Consider the following 16,524-nt stretch of genomic DNA (forward strand, 5'->3'; position numbering starts at 1 on the left):
GGCGCGCGAATCAGACGCCCAGGCACCGATGCGCTATAAAGTGCAGCGTCTTCGAGCAAAGGAATCGCCATGACCCATGACACGTTCTGGTTGACCACGAGCGACCACCACCGCCTCTTCGTCAACCAGTGGCTGCCCGAGCCGCCACTCAAGGCGGTGGTCCTGCTGTCCCACGGCATGGCCGAGCACAGCGGGCGCTACGCGCGCCTGGCCCAGGCCTTGTGCGCCAAAGGCTATGCCGTCTACGCCCCCGACCAGCGTGGCCACGGCAAGACGGCGGAACAGGGGGTGCTGGGCCACTACGCAGACCAGAACGGCTGGAGCAAGGTGGTCGGCGACCTGGCCAGCCTCAACCAGCACATCGGCCAGCAGCACCCCGGCACGCCCATCGTGCTGCTGGGCCACAGCATGGGCAGCTACATCGCCCAGGCCTATCTGCAACATCACAGCGCCAGCCTGCACGGGGCGATTCTCAGCGGCTCGAATTTCCAGCCAGTGGCGCTGTACCGCGCCGCCAGCCTGATCGCCCGCATCGAACGCTGGCGCCAGGGCGGCCAGGGGCGCAGCGCACTGATCGAATGGCTGTCCTTCGGTTCGTTCAACAAGGCGTTCAAACCCAATCGCACCGCCTTCGACTGGCTCAGCCGCGACCCGGAGGAAGTCGACAAGTACGTGGCCGATCCATTGTGCGGCTTTCGTTGCACCAACCAGTTGTGGATCGATCTGCTGGGCGGGCTGCAGCAAATCAGCAAGATTGCCAACCTCAAGCAGATCGATCCGGGCCTGCCGCTGCTGGTAATGGGTGGTGAATGTGATCCGGTGAGCGCTGGCAAGCGTCTCAAGGATCTGGCCAACGCGTTGCGCGAGGCCGGCAGCCAGTGCCTGCAACTCAATATCTACCCCCAGGCACGTCATGAGCTGTTCAACGAAAGCAACCGTGACCAAGTGACCCACGACGTGCTGGCCTGGCTCGACCAGGCCCTGCAGCACCGCCGGCCACCACGGTCGGAATAGCCGGTGCGCAGCCAGTGCGCTTATTTATCTGTCAGAGGATTTCAGCAACATGACCCAGGTAACCAACACGCCTTACGAAGCCCTGGAAGTCGGCCAGACCGCCCAGTACAGCAAGACCGTCGAGGAGCGTGACATCCAGCTGTTCGCCGCCATGTCCGGCGACCACAACCCGGTGCACCTGGACCCCGAGTTCGCCGCCGCCACCACGTTCAAGGAGCGCATCGCCCACGGCATGTTCAGCGGCGCGCTGATCAGTGCCGCCGTGGCCTGCGAGCTGCCTGGACCGGGCACCATCTACATCGGCCAGCAGATGACCTTCCAGAAGTCGGTGAAGATTGGCGACACCCTGACCGTGCGCCTGGAGATCCTCGAAAAACTGCCCAAGTTCCGCGTGCGCATCGCCACTCGCGTATTCAACCAGCACGATGAACTGGTTGTGGACGGCGAAGCCGAAATCGCCGCTCCGCGCAGAAAGCAGACCGTGACCCTGACCACCCTGCCAGCCATCACCATCGGCTGAGTCTCGCTCCCCAGGAGCCGGCTTGCCGGCAAGCCGGCTCCTACTGTTTGCCGCCCTCCTCCACCTGCACACTGGCTGTCATGCCGGCGCTCAGGTTGATGCCTTCGGGCACCTTGTCGAGCTTGATCCGCACCGGAATCCGTTGGGCCAGGCGTACCCAGTTGAAGGTCGGCTCCACTTCCGCCAGCAGTTGCCCGTCAGGCGTGGCATTACGGTCGGTGATCCCCCGGCTGATGCTTTCCACATGGCCTTGCAGGGCATCACCGGCGCTCATCAGCCAGACCTTCACCGGGTCGCCGACCTGGATCCGCGGCAGCTTGGTTTCCTCGAAATAGGCCTGGACATAGAAGGTCGAGTCATCGATCAGCGCCATCACCGGCTGCCCGGCATTGACGTAGTTGCCCTCGGCCAGGCGCAAGTTGGTGATATGCCCGTCACGGGGCGCATGCACCTGGCTACGAGCCAGGTTCAATTCGGCGACCTTGGCCTCGGCCTGGGCCTGGCGTAGCTCGCCACGGGCGATGCCGGCGTTGATCTGGGCGTTCTCGCGCAGCTCGGCGCTGATGGCCTGGGGGCCAAGAGCAGCGCGGCGGCTGGCTTCATGTTCGCGCAGGCTCAACTGCTGCTGGCGGGTCTGCACCACCGCCTGGGCTTTTTCCAGGGCGGCCTCGAAACGGTCGCGGTCGATACTCAGCAACAGCTCGCCGGCCTTGACTGGCTGGTTGTCCGCCACCTTGAGCTCGCGCACCCAGCCGGACACATCCGGGGCGACTATCACCACGTCGGCGCGGATCCGCGCATCGCGGGTCCAGGGCGTAAGCATGTAGTACTGCCACAGGTGATAACCGGCAAAGATCGCCACCGCCACCAGGCAGAGGGTAAACACGACACGTACGGGTGTACGCATGATCAACTCCTTATAAGGGCCCCAGGACCAGCGTAATGACCGTCAAGACACAGACGTACAGGGCACAATCGAACAGTGCTTCGTGCCAGATCCAGCGGCCCAGCCCGGTTACCCGCACCAGCATCCGCAGGGCACCGGTCAGCACCAGCGCCAGCACCACATAAATCAGGAACGGGCTGAGCAGCACCCCGCCCAGCGACCACTCACGCAGCCCCATGACTTTCCTCCTGCTGCCGGCACCAACTGCGCCAGCTGCTTTGCAATTGCACGACGGCGCCCTGCGCCAGTTTCAACGCATCACTGGGCGGCTGCTGCCCCAGCGCCTCCAGCAGGGCCACGCTGGGCTGCTCCAGGGCATCCTGACGACTGCCCGCCGGGCCTTGTTCCAGGGTGCGCTGCAGGTGCTCGAAATAAGCTCGCTGCGCGGCGCCGACCGGTACCTGGGCCACCGCCAGGCTCAGGCGCAGGTGCATCAGTTCGTCGCCGATATCCAGGCCCAGCAGGCCATCGTCCCAGCGACTGCGGGCCGGCTCCGGCAGTTCCGGATAATGCCGCGCCAGTTGCAACAGGCGGTCGGCCATGCGCCCGCCAAACCAGCTTTCCGCACCCCGCAGGTTGCGCCGGGTCAGGCGCACCAGGTCGTGCAGGGTCGCAGCCAGCAGGCGCCGGCCGTGCCACGCCGGGTTGCGCAGGATCAGCAGATGAAAGGCCAGCACCGCAGCGCCCACCCCCAGCACCATGGCCTGGGCGTTATTGAAGAAACTGGCCACATCGAAACTCATGCGGTTCATCGGCGAGATCAGCACGATGAAGTGCAGGCAGAACGAAGTGGCCGTGGCGCCGATCTGCGGCTTGGCCATGCCCAGGGCGCCGAAGAACAGCGGCACGCCCATGGCCATCGCCAGCATCGGGAAACCGCTCCACTGAGGCAGCAGGATCTGTCCCACCACGAAGGCTGCCGGAACCGCCAGAAAGATCCCGCGCATGAAGCTCATGCCGATCTGCGCCCCGTTCTCGCGGCTGGCGAACAGGCTGCAGACCACACAGGTCAGCAGCATCGCCCCGGAGGCCGCGGACCAGGCGGTGGCCAGCCAGAAGCTGGCCACCGTCAGAAAAGCCAGGGCGCTGCGGGCGCCGAATACCAGGGCCAGCGACAAGTCGCGGTGAGGTGTCAGCGTCGCCGGCTGCACCATTGCCCCGCGCCCCTCCTGCACCGCTGAAAGGGCCTGGGTGGCAGCCAGGGCGGTGTCCAGCAACAAGCTGAAACGCGCCAGGCAGTAACTCTGCGCCGGGCTGATCGCCCCATCGCGGGAGGCCTCCAGCACCCGTGGCGACAAGGCTTGCAGGCTGGCCCCATCAGCGTTGTCCAGGGCCGCCAGGACCTGATCCATCCACGGCTGCAACCGCGCGGCTTCGACGCTATCCAACTGCTTCCACTGGCGCCGCACCGAACGGGAGATGCGCAGCAGCATCAACAGTTTCTGGCTCAGGCCACCGATCGCCCGGGCCCGCTGGCGGCCCAGCGGGCCTTCGAACCAGGCATGTTCGCGCTGGGCATCGACGGCGACGATGCGCCCGAGGATCTCCAGCAGGCCCTTGCGGGCCTGGGCATCCCCGGCCAGGGTGGCACGGGCCGCCTGCATCCCGCTGTGCCAGGCGCTGCGGGCCTGATCGGCCAACTGTCGCTCGACGCGCAGCGGCCAGAGCAGCGCGCTGCTGGCGGTGGCGCAGATGATACCCAGGGAAATCTCCGTACAGCGGGCCACCGCCTGGTCGAAGATCCCCAGGGGATGGCTGATGGCCGGCAAGGCAATGATGGCCACGGTGTAGCCGGCCAGCACGAAGGAGTAGGACCAGGCACTGCGCAACAGGGTCGAACTGGCCGTGCACAACCCCAGCCACAGCGCCAGGGCCAGGAGGAACAGCCAGGGGGTCTGGGCGAACAGCCCCATGAACAGCACCGACATAAGGGTGCCCACCAGGGTCCCCAACAGCCGCGCCAGACCTTTTTGCAGGACCATGCCGGACAGCGGCTGAGCCACGATGAATGCGGTCATCAGGGCCCAGGCCGGTTGCTCCAGCCCCCAGCGCAATGCCAGCCACAGCGCTACCCCACCACCGAGCAGGGTCTTGATCGCGAACTGCAATGCAGGAAGGTTGGGAGCAAGCAGGGCTTGCAGGGTAATGGGCACGGCTGGCAACTCTTGGCAGGACAAACACAACGATAGTCGCGATAGGCATCAGCGAAGCTGGGCTAATTATTAGCTAGCTAACTAAATACCGTCCAGCATTAAATCACCGGCATAAAAAAACGCCAGACTGGCTGGCGTTTTTGACAGGTTTTGACCCTTACGAACGGGCGCGTGCCTGGTTGCGCAGGGCTTTGACCTGGTCGTGATTGCGTTGCACGCCGTGGTACTGGCGCTCTACCACGTCACGAATGCCCACCAGGTTGTGCTTGTTGATCTTCTCCAGAGCCTCCTTGTAGGCCTTCAGTGCATGGTCTTCACCACGCTCGGCCTCGTTGAGCACCGCCTCCTCGTCCTTGCCGGTCACCAGGGACTTGAGGTCGACCCAGCGACGGTGCAGGTCGCCGCTGACACTGGTGGAGGTTTCCGGATCCCCGCCCATGGAGCGCACTACCGACTGCAGTTCTGCCGCGGCCGTGGCGCAATCGGTGGAGCGCTTGATGAACAGCGCCTTGAGCTCGGGGTGCTTGATGTCTTCGGCACAGGTCTTGAACCCTTCCTGACCGTCCTTGCTGGTCTCGATCAGGCTGTTGAGTACCGAAATAGCTTCTTTATTCAAGTCAGTCATTTTCTGGTTCCTTGTGGGTTGCGAGAATTGGGTTAACTCGAGATTTGAGTTAGTTGAGTTAACTGTTGCACCCGCCATGCCAGACTTGGATTATATTTTTATTCCTTACTATTCAATTACTTAGAGAATATACAAAAATCTGTATCCGAGTTATTTGCATGATCTGTCATTTGGCCTCCATGCAGAATGCCTGTATTTTCCAAGGCTCTTGAATGACACGACAGCCCCCGCCATGACCCCTGAAACTCTTGAACTGCTGGTCACCCGGGAAATGCCCTTCGGCAAATACAAGGGCCGCATCCTGGCCGACCTGCCCGGCCCCTACCTGAACTGGTTCGCCCGGGAAGGTTTCCCCAAGGGCGAACTCGGCGGCCTGCTGGCCCTGATGCAGGAAATCGACCACAACGGCCTTAGCGACCTGCTCGATCCCCTGCGGGCCAAACACGGCAAACCCAAACCCCGTCACTGAAAAAGAGCCCTCCATGCCAAGGACTGCAGCCACACTTGCCCACGACGAAGATCATTGGCAGGGCATCGCTCGCCAGTTCGACATCGAGCCGGGGCCGATCAACCTGGAAAACGGCTACTTCGGGCGCATGACCCGCAGCGTGGCCCAGGAGTACCAGCACAACATCCAGTGGGTGAACCGCAGCAACTCGCTGCTGGTGCGCCAGCGCTTCGAGCAGATCGACGCGCTGGACATCCGCCGCCAACTGGCGGCGCTGCTGCAGGCGCCGGAAAACGCTGTGGCCCTGACCCGCTGTGCCTCCGACGCCCTGCAATCGCTGATCCGCAACTACAACCGCCTGCAACCGGGCGACCAGGTGCTGCTCAGCGACCTGGAGTACGACACGGTCAAGAGCGCCATGCGCTGGCTGGCCCGCCAGCGCGGCGTCGAAGTGATAGAGATCGTCCACCGGCATCCTGCCAGTTTTGACAGCCTTGTAAGCACCTACAAAGACGCTTTCGAGCGCTACCCACGGCTCAAGCTGATGCCCCTGACCTATGTCACCCATCGCAGCGGGCTGGTGATGCCGGTCCGGGCGATTGCCGCCGCCGCTCGGGAACACGGGGTCGACATCATCCTCGACGGCGCCCACGCCCTGGGCCAGATCGACTTCGACCTTTGCGACCTGGGCATCGCCTTCGCCGGTTTCAACCTGCACAAGTGGATCGGCGCACCGTTGAGCCTGGGCTTTGTGTATATCCACCCCGAACGCCTGGAAGACATCGACCCGGACATGGACGAGTTCCATTTTCCCCGTGACGACGTGCGCGCCCGTACGCCCTACAGCACGCCAAACATTCCGGCGCTGATGACCCTGCCCCGGGTGTTCGAGGAACACCGGGCGATGGGTGGTGCAGCGGCCAAGGGCGCGCGCCTGAACTACCTGCGCCATAGCTGGAGCGAAGCGGTGCGCGAAATGGACGGGCTGGAAGTCATGACCCCGCAGGACCCGCGCCTGTGCTGCGCCATCAGCGCTGTGCGCTTCACCCGCCACCAGGACCAGCAAGCCCTGGCGGATCGCCTGCTACGGGACTACAACCTGTTCACCGTGGCCCGCAATGGCGCAGGGTTCGGCACCTGCATCCGCATCACTCCGGGGCTGACCACTCCCCTTGCGCATATGCAGCAGTTGATCGAAGCCCTCACCGACCTGGCCGGCCGGTAAGCCCTGCCCGCCTGTCGCGCGCCGGGCAGCGCTATTCTCCAGGCAAAAAAAACGGTGCGCCGACCAAGCGCACCGTAAAGCCGTAGAACACACCAACGAATCGGGTAGAACCTTCAGTCCAGCAGGGCCAGGGCCTCGGCCGTGCACTCCTGGATCCGTGCCCAGTCGCCGTTCTTGATCCACTCGGGATCGAGCATCCAGCTACCGCCGACACACATCACATTCTTGAGCGCCATGTAGCTCTTGATATTGGCCGGGCCGACGCCGCCGGTAGGGCAGAACTTGACCTCGCCGAACGGCCCGCCCAGGGCCTTGATCGCCGCCACGCCACCACTGACTTCCGCCGGGAACAGCTTGAAGCGGCGGTAGCCCAGGGCATAACCCTCCATGATCCCGGAGGCATTGCTGATCCCCGGCAGCAGGGGAATCGGGCTGGCCACGCTGGCTTGCAGCAGGTCGCGGGTGATGCCCGGGGTGACAATGAACTGCGAACCTGCCGCCTCCGCCGCCACCAACATCTGCGGGTCGAGCACAGTGCCGGCGCCGGTCACCAGCTCCGGGCGCTGTTCGCGCAGGATCTGGATCGCCTTGAGGCCGAACTGCGAACGCAGGGTCACTTCCAGGGCGGTCAAGCCGCCGGCCGCCAGGGCATCGGCCAGCGGCAGGACATCCTGCTCGCGGGCAATGGTGATCACCGGCAGGATCCGCGCCTTGGCGCAGAGGCTGTCGATCAGGGCAACTTTGTCCGCCATGGAAACGGTCGGGGCGAGGTTTGTCATAGCGGCTGATCCTTGGCTCATGGGCACCAGTAAATCTCTAACGGGGTTTGCAGGAAGGCGCGAATCGGCATTTCGGCGACAGCGTCACCAGCCAGTGCGGCGCTCAGGGTGGTCAGCTTGGACTGACCGGAAATCGACAACAGGCTGTTGCGGGCCGAAGCCAGCAATGCCCGGCTCATGCTCAGGCGCTGATGGGGCACGCTGGGCGCCAGCATCGGCCAGCAGCGACGAGTGCCATCGGCCTTGAGCGCTTCAGCCAGGTTCGGGCTGTTGGGGAACAGCGACGCGGTGTGGCCGTCATCCCCCATGCCCAGCACCAGCACATCGATGCCTGGCAGTTCGGCCAGCAGACTGTCCGCTTGCAGGGCAGCCTCTTCAAGATTGGCCGCCGCACTGTAGAGGCCGAGGAAGCGAGCCTTGGCCACCGGCCCCTGGAGCAGGTAGCGCTTGAGCAGGCCCGCATTGCTGTCGGCATGCTCCACAGGCACCCAGCGCTCGTCCGCCAGGGTGATCAGCACCTTGGACCAATCCAGCTCCTGCTTCACCAGGGCCTGGAAAAACGCCACCGGGCTACGGCCACCGGACACCACCAGGGTGGCGTTGCCGCGCACGGCAATGGCCTCGCGCAGCAGCTCGGCGACCTTCAGCGCCTGGCCTTCAGCCAGCAGCGTGGGGCTGCGGAATTCGTGGGCGCGCACGCCCGCCGGCAGTTGCAAATCAGATATCGCCATACCAAGACCTCCCATCCCGCGTGATCAGTGCAATGGAGCTCATCGGCCCCCAGGACCCGGCCGCGTACGGCTTGGGCGCATCGCCGGATTTCTTCCACCCGGCAATCAACTGGTCACACCACTTCCACGCGGCTTCGATTTCATCTTTGCGCACAAACAGGTTCTGATTGCCGCGCATCACTTCCAGCAACAACCGCTCGTAGGCATCGGGGATCCGTGCACTGCGATAGGTATCGGAAAAATTCAGCTGCAACGGACCGCTGCGCAGTTGCATGCCCTTGTCCAGGCCCTGCTCCTTGGTCATCACCCGCAACGAGATACCTTCGTCCGGCTGCAGGCGGATGATCAGCTTGTTGCTGATCTGCAGGCGCTGCTCGGGGGCGAAGATGTAGTGCGAGGGTTCCTTGAAGTGGATGACGATCTGCGACAGCTTCTGTGGCATGCGCTTGCCGGTGCGCAGGTAGAACGGCACACCGGCCCAGCGCCAGTTGCGGATATCGGCGCGCAGGGCGACGAAGGTCTCGGTGTCGCTCTGGGTGTTGGAGTTTTCTTCCTCCAGGTAGCCCGGCACCGACTGGCCTTCGCTGTGGCCGGCGATGTACTGGCCGCGCACCACCTGGGTGGTCAGGCCTTCCGGGCTGATGGGCGCCAGGGCCTTGAGCACCTTGACCTTCTCGTCGCGGATGCTGTCGGCCGAAAGGTCGGCCGGCGGGTCCATGGCGATCAGGCAGAGCAGTTGCAGCAAGTGGTTCTGGATCATGTCCCGCAGCTGGCCGGCCTTGTCGAAATAGCCCCAGCGACCTTCGATGCCGACCTTCTCGGCCACGGTGATTTCCACATGGGAGATGTAGTTCTGGTTCCACTGGGTTTCGAACAGGCTGTTGGCGAAACGCAGGGCAATCAGGTTCTGCACCGTTTCCTTGCCCAGGTAGTGGTCGATCCGGTAGATGCGGGTTTCCGGGAAGAACTGCGCCACCGCGTCGTTGACCTTGCGTGATGAATCCAGGTCCGAGCCGATGGGTTTTTCCAGGACCACACGGGTGTGCTGGTTGAGCCCGACCCGGGAGAGGTTTTCGCAGATCGCGCCATACACCGCCGCCGGCGTGGCGAAGTAGGCAATCAGGCGCTGCTCGCTGCCGACACGTTCGGCCAGGGCGACGTAGTCCTCGGCCTTGAGGAAGTCCACATGCAGGTAGCTCAGGCGGGCGAGAAAACGCTGCAGGACCTGGCTATCGATATCCTTGTCGCCGACATACTTGTGCAGCTCGGTTTCGATATTCGCCAGGTGTTCCTGCTCGCTGCCAGGCTCGCGGGCCAGGGCCAGGATGCGCGTGTCGTCATGCAGCAAACCGGCGGCATCGAGTTGGTACAGGGCAGGAAACAGCTTACGCAGCGCCAGATCGCCCAGCGCGCCAAACAAGGCAAAGGTGCAGGGTTCAACCGTTATCGAAGGCATGATGTTTGTTCTTTTATCAAGTTAAGCTACAAATACCTTTTTTCAAGGCATCACTCAAGGAAAAATGTAGTAATAAACACAACATTTTTACAAAATACAGATTCCAGGTGGTGGTCGATCCGGGCCATCAGTAGGATAGGCCACCTCTCAACTTCGCATTGCAGGCGCGCCAGCGACCCGGTGCGCAGCGCAATCGCAGCATGCTCAAAAGGCCTGCACCGACAATCCGTCGGCGCGCCTTGCTCGATTGACCGCTTCCCGGCCCTGCCCGCAGCGCCTGTCTAGCCGATCTAGGAAACCTTAATGGACCGAGTGCGAAACCTTCTGGAGCAGATCCAGAACCGTCTTGAAGAACTGAACAAGGCGGAACGTAAAGTCGCCGAAGTCATCCTGCTCAACCCGCAGCAGGCGACTCGCTTCAGCATCGCCGCCCTGGCCCAGGCTGCCTCGGTCAGCGAACCGACGGTCAATCGCTTCTGCCGCTCCTTTGGCGTCAGCGGCTACCCGGAACTCAAGCTGCAACTGGCCCAGAGCCTGGCCAGCGGTGCGGCCTATGTCAGCCGTGCCGTGGAGGCCGACGACAACCCAGAAGCCTACACGCAAAAGATTTTCGGCAGCGCCATCGCCTCCCTGGACAGCGCCTGCCAGGCCCTGGACCCGAACCTGATCAGCAAGGCCGTGGACTTGTTGATCCAGGCCCGGCAGATCCACTTCTTCGGTCTCGGCGCCTCGGCCCCGGTGGCCCTGGACGCCCAGCACAAGTTCTTCCGCTTCAACCTCGCCGTCACCGCCCACGCCGATGTGCTGATGCAACGGATGATCGCGTCGGTGGCTCATACCGGCGAATTGTTCGTGATCATTTCCTACACCGGCCGCACCCGCGAACTGGTGGAAGTGGCGCGTATCGCACGGGAAAACGGCGCCTCGGTGCTGGGGCTGACCGCAGAAAACTCGCCACTGGCCAAGGCCAGCACCTTGAGCCTGAACATCCCGCTACCGGAAGACACCGACATCTACATGCCGATGACCTCGCGGATCATCCAGCTCACCGTGCTCGACGTGCTGGCCACCGGCATGACCCTGCGCCGCGGCGTGGATTTCCAGCCACACCTGCGCAAGATCAAGGAAAGCCTCAACGCCAGCCGCTACCCGGTGGGCGACGAGTTCAACTGAAGCCGGGCCGGTTCGCCGGCCAGCCGGCTCCCTACCCCGCAGCGCGCGCCTGCAAGCTCAGGTGCGCTTGCTCCCCGGGCGCCAGGCGCAGGCTGTCGGTGCCGCCCACAGCCGCTTCGACACAGACGAACCGCGACACCTCGTTCCAGCTCACCCCCAGCAGCGGCCGGGTGCCGGGGTGCCAGACCACGGTGTCGGCATGGTCACCGGTATCGATGCACAATTCGCGCTGCCAGGCGTGATCCTTGAGCTGCAACTCACCCTCGTGCTGGAACACCCGCTGGCAACCGCCCTCGACCCGCAACTCGCCCTGCTGCTGGCAGACCTGACGGCTCAACTGGTCATAACCCTGGGCGCCATCGAGCCCAGACAGCGCTATCTCGCCGACATCACCAATACGCCAGTAGGCGTGCAGAGCCTGGCTCAACTGGCAGGGTTCGGTGTCCTGGTGCTCGGTGCTCAGGCGCAGGTCCATGCTCTGGCCCAGGTGCGCATGCAGGTCGACCTTCCAGTCGCACAACTGCAATTGCCAGTGCAGGCGCACGCCCTCTTCATCACTGCTGCTGTCCAGCAGCTTCCAGTCCAGCAGCCGCGCCCAGCCATGGGAAGGCCAGGCATTTTCGCTGGGATGGCGCCCATACCAGGGCCAGCACACCGGCACTCCGCCACGGATCGCCCCCACCTGCGGCCACTTCGCCGCACACCACAGCCAGGGCTTTTGTCCGGCCGGCTGGAAGTGCAGCAACTGGGCACCCTGACGACTGAACACGGCCTGGCACAGCGGGTGATCGATCACCAGCACGTCACGCAGTTGATAACGCTCCCAGGCAAACACCGGGCGCTCGCGCAAGGATCTGAAAAAGCGTTGTAGCGGATGCTCATGCATGGGCCGCAGTCCTGAAAATCAATGCTGTCTCGCTACTCATGAGGGGGGCGCCGGCCCGACAAAAAAAAGCGGACGGCCCAGGCCATCCGCAAAATGCGCACAGAGAGAAGGAGCTTATCGCAACGGCCTTAGAACACCGACTGAATTTTCAGGCCGGCCACCAGCGCGTTGTCGACTTCATCCACACCACCCGGGTGGGTGATGTATTGCAGGTTGGGGCGCACAGTCAGCCAGTTGGTGACATGGAAGCCGTAGTTGATCTCGTAGTTGTATTCGGTGTCGCGCAGCGGCATGTACAGCGGGTTGTCGTAGTTGCTGATGCCGTTGTCCTCGTTGATCAGCTGGGCGTTCTTGCGCACATCGTCGTTGACGTGGATCCGAGCAAAACCGATGCCGACGTCATCTTTGGGACGCGCATCGAACGGCCCCTTGTACACGAACATCAGCGACTGGTAGTTGTCGACGACGTTGGTGTCCTTGTCGTGGAAGGTGGCATTGGCGGCGATGTTCAGGCCCCGGGAAGCATCACCGTTGTGCGTGGTGAGTTGCTGCTGCCCGACGAACCAGTAGCCGTGCTTGCTGTTGTGCACGCGATAGGCATCGCCCGTGTTCGCGGCATCCTGACCATTGACGTCCTTGCGCACATCATTGGCATCGGCCGTGCTCTTGTAGTAACCGACGCGGTACTCGCCCGGCAGGCTGTTGAGCTTGGGCGACCAGACCAGTTCCACCGGCAACACGGTGCCCTTGGTGCCGCTGCCGCTGAGCTTGAAGCCGTTGCCGTGCTCCAGTTGCGACGGGTTCTGGTTGTAGGCGCCGATTTGCGCATACAGCTCGGGGGTGATGTTGTACTTGATGCGCAGCGCCGCCTGGCTGACCGGCCAGTTGTACCAGATGCCGGTGGCCCAGTTGCCCACCTGGGAGCCGCAAAACGCCAGGTTCTGGAAGTCGCAGGGGAAGGTGTTGAAGTCTTCGCCTTCGCCGAAGTAGCCGGCCTTGACGTCCAGCTTGCCGTCGAGGAACTGGTGCTGAACCCACAACTGGGTCAGGCGGACCATGTGCCCCCGGCCATAGACCTCCTGGGAGGAGCTCAAGGTGCCGGCACGCGGGTCGCCGATGCGGTCGTTGGAGATGTTCTGGCCGTTACGGTTGGTCAGCTGGATCTTGGCCTGGGTGTTGTCCCAGCCCAAAAGCTTCTGCAGGTCGAACGCCACGCCCAGGCCGAACTGGTCGCTGTAGCGCCCGGTCTTGTCGTCGTTGTAACCACCATGCAGGTTGGCGCCCATTTCACCGACGTAGTCGGCCTTGATGTCGATCCCCTGCTCGATCAGCTTGGTGCGCTCGCCGCCCCAGTCGCCGGTCATCCATTTCGAATCGGCGCTGAACGCCTCATCGGCCATGGCATTGCCGGACAGGACCAGGGCCGCCACCGCCGACAACTGGCAGAGCAATCGGGTGTTGCTGTGTTGCTTTTTCATCCCTACATCCTCGTCTTTATTGTTATTAACGATTTATCCAACGCGGTTTACAGCAGTGGCGACGGATGACAGGCCATCCGTCACGGATTCAGCGGCCCTTGAACTGCGCCACATTGCCGCCCCGGGCCTCTGTCACCGGTGCCCCGGCGGCGCCCAGGCGTTCACCGCTCTGGGCGTCGAACAACAGCACCCGGGCCGGATCGAACTGCAGTGTCAGGGTTTCCCCGGCCTCGGGGGCCTGGTCCGGTGCCAGGCGGCAGCAGACCTTGGTGCCATTGAGCGTGACGAATACAAGGGTGTCGGGGCCGGTGGGCTCGATCACCTGGACCTCGGCACGAATGGTCGGCAGGCCGTTGGCCTCGCCCGCGGCCAGGGCGATCTGTTCCGGGCGAATGCCGAGGATCACCTCACGGTCTTCCAGCCCGGCATCCTGGGGCCCCAGGGGCAGCTCGCAGCGAGCCTGGCCACTGTCCAGCAGGGCCAGCAGGCGGCCGTCCTTGCGCTGCAGGCGCAGGGGGATGAAGTTCATCGGTGGCGAACCGATGAAGCTGGCCACGAACAGGTTGGCCGGGTCGTTGTAGATCTGCTTCGGGGTGCCGAACTGCTGGATGATCCCGTCCTTCATCACCGCCACCTTGTCACCCAGGGTCATGGCTTCGATCTGGTCGTGGGTGACATAGACCGTGGTGGTTTTCAGACGCTGGTGCATCAGCTTCATTTCTGTGCGCATCTCCACCCGCAGCTTGGCGTCGAGGTTGGACAGCGGCTCGTCGAACAGGTAGATCTTCGGCCGCCGGGCCAGGGCCCGGCCCATGGCCACCCGTTGCTGCTGGCCACCGGAGAGCTGGCCCGGCTTGCGGGTGAGCAGGTGCTCGATCTGCAGCAGCTTGGCCACCCGCGCCACTTCCGCGTCGATCTCGGCGGCAGGCATCTTGCGGATCTTCAGGCCGAAGGCGATGTTGTCGCGCACGCTCATGGTCGGGTACAGCGCGTAGGACTGGAACACCATGGCGATGTCACGATCCTTGGGGCTCATGCCGCTGATGTCGGCGTCGTCCACCAGGATCGCCCCGCCACTGATGTTCTCAAGGCCCGCGATGCAGTTCATCAGGGTGGATTTGCCGCAGCCGGATGGGCCGACGAGGATCAGGAATTCACCGTCATCGATCTTCAGCTCGATGTTCTTCAGGGTGTCCGGCAGGCCGGCACCGTAGGTCTTGTTGACGTTGCGTAATTCGAGAGTTGCCATGCCTTACCCCTTGACCGCGCCGGACGTCAGCCCGCGCAGGAAATACTTGCCGGCGAAGATGTAGACCAGCAGTGTCGGCAGCCCGGCGATCATCGCCGCTGCCATATCAACGTTGTATTCCTTGGCCCCGGTGCTGGTGTTGACCAGGTTGTTCAGGGCCACGGTGATCGGTTGCGCGTCGCCACTGGCGAACACCACGCCGAAGAGGAAATCGTTCCAGATCTGGGTGAACTGCCAGATCAGGCAGACCATGATGATCGGCACCGACATCGGCAGCAGGATCTTGCCGAAGATGGTGAAGAACCCGGCACCGTCCAGGCGCGCAGCCTTGACCAGCGCATCCGGCACGCTCACGTAGTAGTTGCGAAAGAACAAAGTGGTGAAGGCCAGCCCGTAGACCACGTGCACCAGCACCAGGCCGGTGGTGGTGTTGGCCAGGCCGAACTTGCCCAGGGTGAACGAAGCCGGCAGCAGCACCGTCTGGAACGGCAGGAAGCAGCCGAACAGCAGCAGGCCGAAGAACAGCTGGGAGCCGCGAAAGCGCCACATCGACAGCACGTAGCCGTTCATTGCACCGATGAAGGTAGAGATCAGCACCGCCGGCACGGTGATCTTCACCGAGTTCCAGAAGTAGCCACCGACAGTGTCCCAGGCCTTGATCCAGCCGATGCCGTCCACCACCTGTGGCCAGCTCAAAAGGTTGCCGGTGCGAATATCCTCCGGGGTCTTGAAGCTGGTGAGCAGCATCACCACCAGCGGTATCAGGTACACCGCCGCCGCCAGCAGCAGGGTGGCGTAGATGGCGATCCGGCTGAAGTTCAGGGTCGGTTTGCCAAGGGAGTCAGTCATGGCGCTTGCCCCGCAGTTCGGAATACAGGTACGGCACAAGGATGGTCAGCACGGCGCCCAGCATCAGCATGGCGCTGGCCGAACCTATGCCCATCTGGCCGCGGCTGAAGGTGAAGGAATACATGAACATCGCCGGCAGGTCGGAGGAATAGCCCGGCCCGCCCGCGGTCATCGCCGCCACCAGGTCGAAGCTCTTGATGGCGATGTGGGCGAGGATCATGAAGGCACTGAAGAACACCGGCCGCAGGCTCGGCAGGACAATCTTCAGGTAGATGGTCGGCAGGCTCGCACCGTCCACCTGGGCGGCGCGGATGATCGACTGGTCGACACCCCGCAGGCCGGCGAGGAACATCGCCATGACAAAGCCCGAGGCCTGCCACACCGCGGCGATCACCAGGCAGTACACCACCCGGTCCTGATCCACCAGCCAGTCCAGGCGAAAGCCTTCCCAGCCCCAGTCGCGAAGCATCTTGTCCAGGCCCAGGCCGGGGTTGAGCAACCACTTCCAGGCGGTACCGGTGACGATCATCGACAGCGCCATGGGGTACAGGTACACGGTGCGGATAAAGCCTTCCTTGCGGATGCGCTGGTCCAGCAGCACCGCGAGGAACACTCCCAGCACCAGGCTGATGGCGATGAACATGCCGCCGAAGACCGCGAGGTTCTTGCTCGCCACCCACCAGCGGTCGTTGTCCATCAAGCGCAGGTATTGCTGCAGGCCGACCCACTTGTAGCTCGGCATGAAGCTGGAATTGGTAAAGGACAGAATGAACGTCCAGATGATGTAGCCGTAGAAACCCACCAGCACGATCACCATGCTCGGTGCCAGCACCAGCTTGGGTAGCCAGCGCTGCAATGCATCTAACGGTGAGGCTTTGCTGAAAACCGCCACAGAGCTCATCGGAATAACCCAGTCAGGAGTGAATCCGGGCTGCACACCGTCGCTGCATGGGCCGGGGCACAGGCAGGGCGGCGACAGTCACGGGTGAGCC

General features: G+C 63.3%; 17 protein-coding genes. 5 read left to right on the forward strand and 12 right to left on the reverse strand.

Going from position 1 to position 16,524, the window contains the following annotated elements; all coding sequences use genetic code 11:
- The first annotated feature begins 69 nt into the window (after positions 1 to 69).
- Both PFLCHA0_RS23335 and PFLCHA0_RS23340 read left to right on the forward strand, forming a co-directional pair.
- Positions 70 to 1,014 carry an alpha/beta hydrolase gene (locus tag PFLCHA0_RS23335; RefSeq protein WP_015636731.1) on the forward strand — a complete coding sequence of 315 codons (945 nt, stop codon included), beginning with the start codon at positions 70 to 72 and terminating at the stop codon, positions 1,012 to 1,014.
- 49 nt (positions 1,015 to 1,063) lie between these two features.
- Positions 1,064 to 1,534 carry a MaoC family dehydratase gene (locus PFLCHA0_RS23340; RefSeq protein WP_015636732.1) on the forward strand — a complete coding sequence of 157 codons (471 nt, stop codon included), beginning with the start codon at positions 1,064 to 1,066 and terminating at the stop codon, positions 1,532 to 1,534.
- Between the two features lie 40 nt (positions 1,535 to 1,574).
- Here PFLCHA0_RS23340 and PFLCHA0_RS23345 read toward each other — a convergent pair whose 3' ends face one another.
- The 4 genes from PFLCHA0_RS23345 to PFLCHA0_RS23360 form a co-directional block, all read right to left on the reverse strand.
- The gene (locus PFLCHA0_RS23345) at positions 1,575 to 2,441 is read right to left on the reverse strand and encodes an efflux RND transporter periplasmic adaptor subunit (protein ID WP_011062856.1); all 867 of its coding nucleotides are present in this window, start codon (positions 2,439 to 2,441) and stop codon (positions 1,575 to 1,577) included.
- Positions 2,442 to 2,451: 10 nt separating this feature from the next.
- Positions 2,452 to 2,658 carry a DUF1656 domain-containing protein gene (locus PFLCHA0_RS23350; protein ID WP_011062857.1) on the reverse strand — a complete coding sequence of 69 codons (207 nt, stop codon included), beginning with the start codon at positions 2,656 to 2,658 and terminating at the stop codon, positions 2,452 to 2,454.
- Positions 2,645 to 4,633 (reverse strand): FUSC family protein, encoded by a 1,989-nt coding sequence (locus tag PFLCHA0_RS23355; RefSeq protein ID WP_015636733.1) that lies wholly within the window; start codon positions 4,631 to 4,633, stop codon positions 2,645 to 2,647. Before PFLCHA0_RS23355 ends, PFLCHA0_RS23350 begins: the two co-directional genes overlap by 14 nt.
- A 157-nt stretch (positions 4,634 to 4,790) precedes the next feature.
- Positions 4,791 to 5,258 (reverse strand): ferritin-like domain-containing protein, encoded by a 468-nt coding sequence (locus PFLCHA0_RS23360; protein WP_011062859.1) that lies wholly within the window; start codon positions 5,256 to 5,258, stop codon positions 4,791 to 4,793.
- Between the two features lie 232 nt (positions 5,259 to 5,490).
- Here PFLCHA0_RS23360 and PFLCHA0_RS23365 point away from each other — a divergent pair, with 232 nt between their 5' ends.
- Positions 5,491 to 5,727 (forward strand): DUF3820 family protein, encoded by a 237-nt coding sequence (locus PFLCHA0_RS23365; RefSeq protein WP_015636734.1) that lies wholly within the window; start codon positions 5,491 to 5,493, stop codon positions 5,725 to 5,727.
- 13 nt (positions 5,728 to 5,740) lie between these two features.
- Positions 5,741 to 6,931 carry an aminotransferase class V-fold PLP-dependent enzyme gene (locus PFLCHA0_RS23370; RefSeq protein WP_015636735.1) on the forward strand — a complete coding sequence of 397 codons (1,191 nt, stop codon included), beginning with the start codon at positions 5,741 to 5,743 and terminating at the stop codon, positions 6,929 to 6,931.
- Between the two features lie 113 nt (positions 6,932 to 7,044).
- Here the strand turns inward: PFLCHA0_RS23370 and PFLCHA0_RS23375 are convergent, their stop codons facing one another.
- The 3 genes from PFLCHA0_RS23375 to zwf are packed head-to-tail and all read right to left on the reverse strand — an operon-like array spanning position 7,045 to position 9,897.
- Positions 7,045 to 7,710: a bifunctional 4-hydroxy-2-oxoglutarate aldolase/2-dehydro-3-deoxy-phosphogluconate aldolase gene (locus PFLCHA0_RS23375; RefSeq protein WP_015636736.1), complete on the reverse strand. Its 666-nt coding sequence runs from the start codon at positions 7,708 to 7,710 to the stop codon at positions 7,045 to 7,047.
- Positions 7,711 to 7,727: 17 nt separating this feature from the next.
- Complete coding sequence (gene pgl, locus PFLCHA0_RS23380) at positions 7,728 to 8,441, reverse strand: 6-phosphogluconolactonase (protein WP_015636737.1); 714 nt, start codon at positions 8,439 to 8,441, stop codon at positions 7,728 to 7,730.
- Positions 8,428 to 9,897: a glucose-6-phosphate dehydrogenase gene (gene zwf / locus PFLCHA0_RS23385; protein ID WP_015636738.1), complete on the reverse strand. Its 1,470-nt coding sequence runs from the start codon at positions 9,895 to 9,897 to the stop codon at positions 8,428 to 8,430. The genes pgl and zwf overlap by 14 nt, the downstream gene beginning before the upstream one ends.
- A 312-nt stretch (positions 9,898 to 10,209) precedes the next feature.
- On the opposite strand from zwf, the gene PFLCHA0_RS23390 reads away from it, so the two are divergent.
- Positions 10,210 to 11,070 carry a MurR/RpiR family transcriptional regulator gene (locus tag PFLCHA0_RS23390; protein ID WP_169892262.1) on the forward strand — a complete coding sequence of 287 codons (861 nt, stop codon included), beginning with the start codon at positions 10,210 to 10,212 and terminating at the stop codon, positions 11,068 to 11,070.
- A gap of 31 nt (positions 11,071 to 11,101) precedes the next feature.
- Here PFLCHA0_RS23390 and PFLCHA0_RS23395 read toward each other — a convergent pair whose 3' ends face one another.
- The 5 genes from PFLCHA0_RS23395 to PFLCHA0_RS23415 all read right to left on the reverse strand — a co-directional run bounded on the left by PFLCHA0_RS23395 (position 11,102) and on the right by PFLCHA0_RS23415 (position 16,433).
- Positions 11,102 to 11,956, reverse strand: coding sequence for a D-hexose-6-phosphate mutarotase (locus PFLCHA0_RS23395; RefSeq protein WP_015636740.1), 855 nt, complete (start codon positions 11,954 to 11,956; stop codon positions 11,102 to 11,104).
- Positions 11,957 to 12,084: 128 nt separating this feature from the next.
- Positions 12,085 to 13,434 (reverse strand): carbohydrate porin, encoded by a 1,350-nt coding sequence (locus PFLCHA0_RS23400; protein ID WP_011062867.1) that lies wholly within the window; start codon positions 13,432 to 13,434, stop codon positions 12,085 to 12,087.
- 88 nt (positions 13,435 to 13,522) lie between these two features.
- Complete coding sequence (locus PFLCHA0_RS23405) at positions 13,523 to 14,683, reverse strand: ABC transporter ATP-binding protein (RefSeq protein ID WP_015636741.1); 1,161 nt, start codon at positions 14,681 to 14,683, stop codon at positions 13,523 to 13,525.
- 3 nt (positions 14,684 to 14,686) lie between these two features.
- The gene (locus PFLCHA0_RS23410; RefSeq protein ID WP_011062869.1) at positions 14,687 to 15,532 is read right to left on the reverse strand and encodes a carbohydrate ABC transporter permease; all 846 of its coding nucleotides are present in this window, start codon (positions 15,530 to 15,532) and stop codon (positions 14,687 to 14,689) included.
- On the reverse strand, positions 15,525 to 16,433 hold the full coding sequence (locus tag PFLCHA0_RS23415) for a carbohydrate ABC transporter permease (RefSeq protein ID WP_011062870.1): 909 nt from the start codon (positions 16,431 to 16,433) through the stop codon (positions 15,525 to 15,527). Before PFLCHA0_RS23415 ends, PFLCHA0_RS23410 begins: the two co-directional genes overlap by 8 nt.
- Between the last annotated feature and the right edge of the window lie 91 nt (positions 16,434 to 16,524).

This window comes from Pseudomonas protegens CHA0 (assembly GCF_000397205.1).
GTDB classification, from domain to species: Bacteria; Pseudomonadota; Gammaproteobacteria; order Pseudomonadales; family Pseudomonadaceae; genus Aquipseudomonas; species Aquipseudomonas protegens.

Excerpts from the sequence above, each read along its gene's own strand:
- PFLCHA0_RS23415 (WP_011062870.1), bottom strand. The coding sequence starts at position 16,433 with ATGAGCTCTGTGGCGGTTTTCAGCAAAGCCTCACCGTTAGATGCATTG.
- pgl (WP_015636737.1), bottom strand. The coding sequence starts at position 8,441 with ATGGCGATATCTGATTTGCAACTGCCGGCGGGCGTGCGCGCCCACGAA.
- PFLCHA0_RS23405 (WP_015636741.1), bottom strand. The coding sequence starts at position 14,683 with ATGGCAACTCTCGAATTACGCAACGTCAACAAGACCTACGGTGCCGGC.
- PFLCHA0_RS23400 (WP_011062867.1), bottom strand. The coding sequence starts at position 13,434 with ATGAAAAAGCAACACAGCAACACCCGATTGCTCTGCCAGTTGTCGGCG.
- PFLCHA0_RS23335 (WP_015636731.1), top strand. The coding sequence starts at position 70 with ATGACCCATGACACGTTCTGGTTGACCACGAGCGACCACCACCGCCTC.
- PFLCHA0_RS23370 (WP_015636735.1), top strand. The coding sequence starts at position 5,741 with ATGCCAAGGACTGCAGCCACACTTGCCCACGACGAAGATCATTGGCAG.
- PFLCHA0_RS23340 (WP_015636732.1), top strand. The coding sequence starts at position 1,064 with ATGACCCAGGTAACCAACACGCCTTACGAAGCCCTGGAAGTCGGCCAG.
- PFLCHA0_RS23410 (WP_011062869.1), bottom strand. The coding sequence starts at position 15,532 with ATGACTGACTCCCTTGGCAAACCGACCCTGAACTTCAGCCGGATCGCC.
- PFLCHA0_RS23360 (WP_011062859.1), bottom strand. The coding sequence starts at position 5,258 with ATGACTGACTTGAATAAAGAAGCTATTTCGGTACTCAACAGCCTGATC.
- zwf (WP_015636738.1), bottom strand. The coding sequence starts at position 9,897 with ATGCCTTCGATAACGGTTGAACCCTGCACCTTTGCCTTGTTTGGCGCG.
- PFLCHA0_RS23350 (WP_011062857.1), bottom strand. The coding sequence starts at position 2,658 with ATGGGGCTGCGTGAGTGGTCGCTGGGCGGGGTGCTGCTCAGCCCGTTC.
- PFLCHA0_RS23375 (WP_015636736.1), bottom strand. The coding sequence starts at position 7,710 with ATGACAAACCTCGCCCCGACCGTTTCCATGGCGGACAAAGTTGCCCTG.
- PFLCHA0_RS23345 (WP_011062856.1), bottom strand. The coding sequence starts at position 2,441 with ATGCGTACACCCGTACGTGTCGTGTTTACCCTCTGCCTGGTGGCGGTG.
- PFLCHA0_RS23365 (WP_015636734.1), top strand. The coding sequence starts at position 5,491 with ATGACCCCTGAAACTCTTGAACTGCTGGTCACCCGGGAAATGCCCTTC.
- PFLCHA0_RS23395 (WP_015636740.1), bottom strand. The coding sequence starts at position 11,956 with ATGCATGAGCATCCGCTACAACGCTTTTTCAGATCCTTGCGCGAGCGC.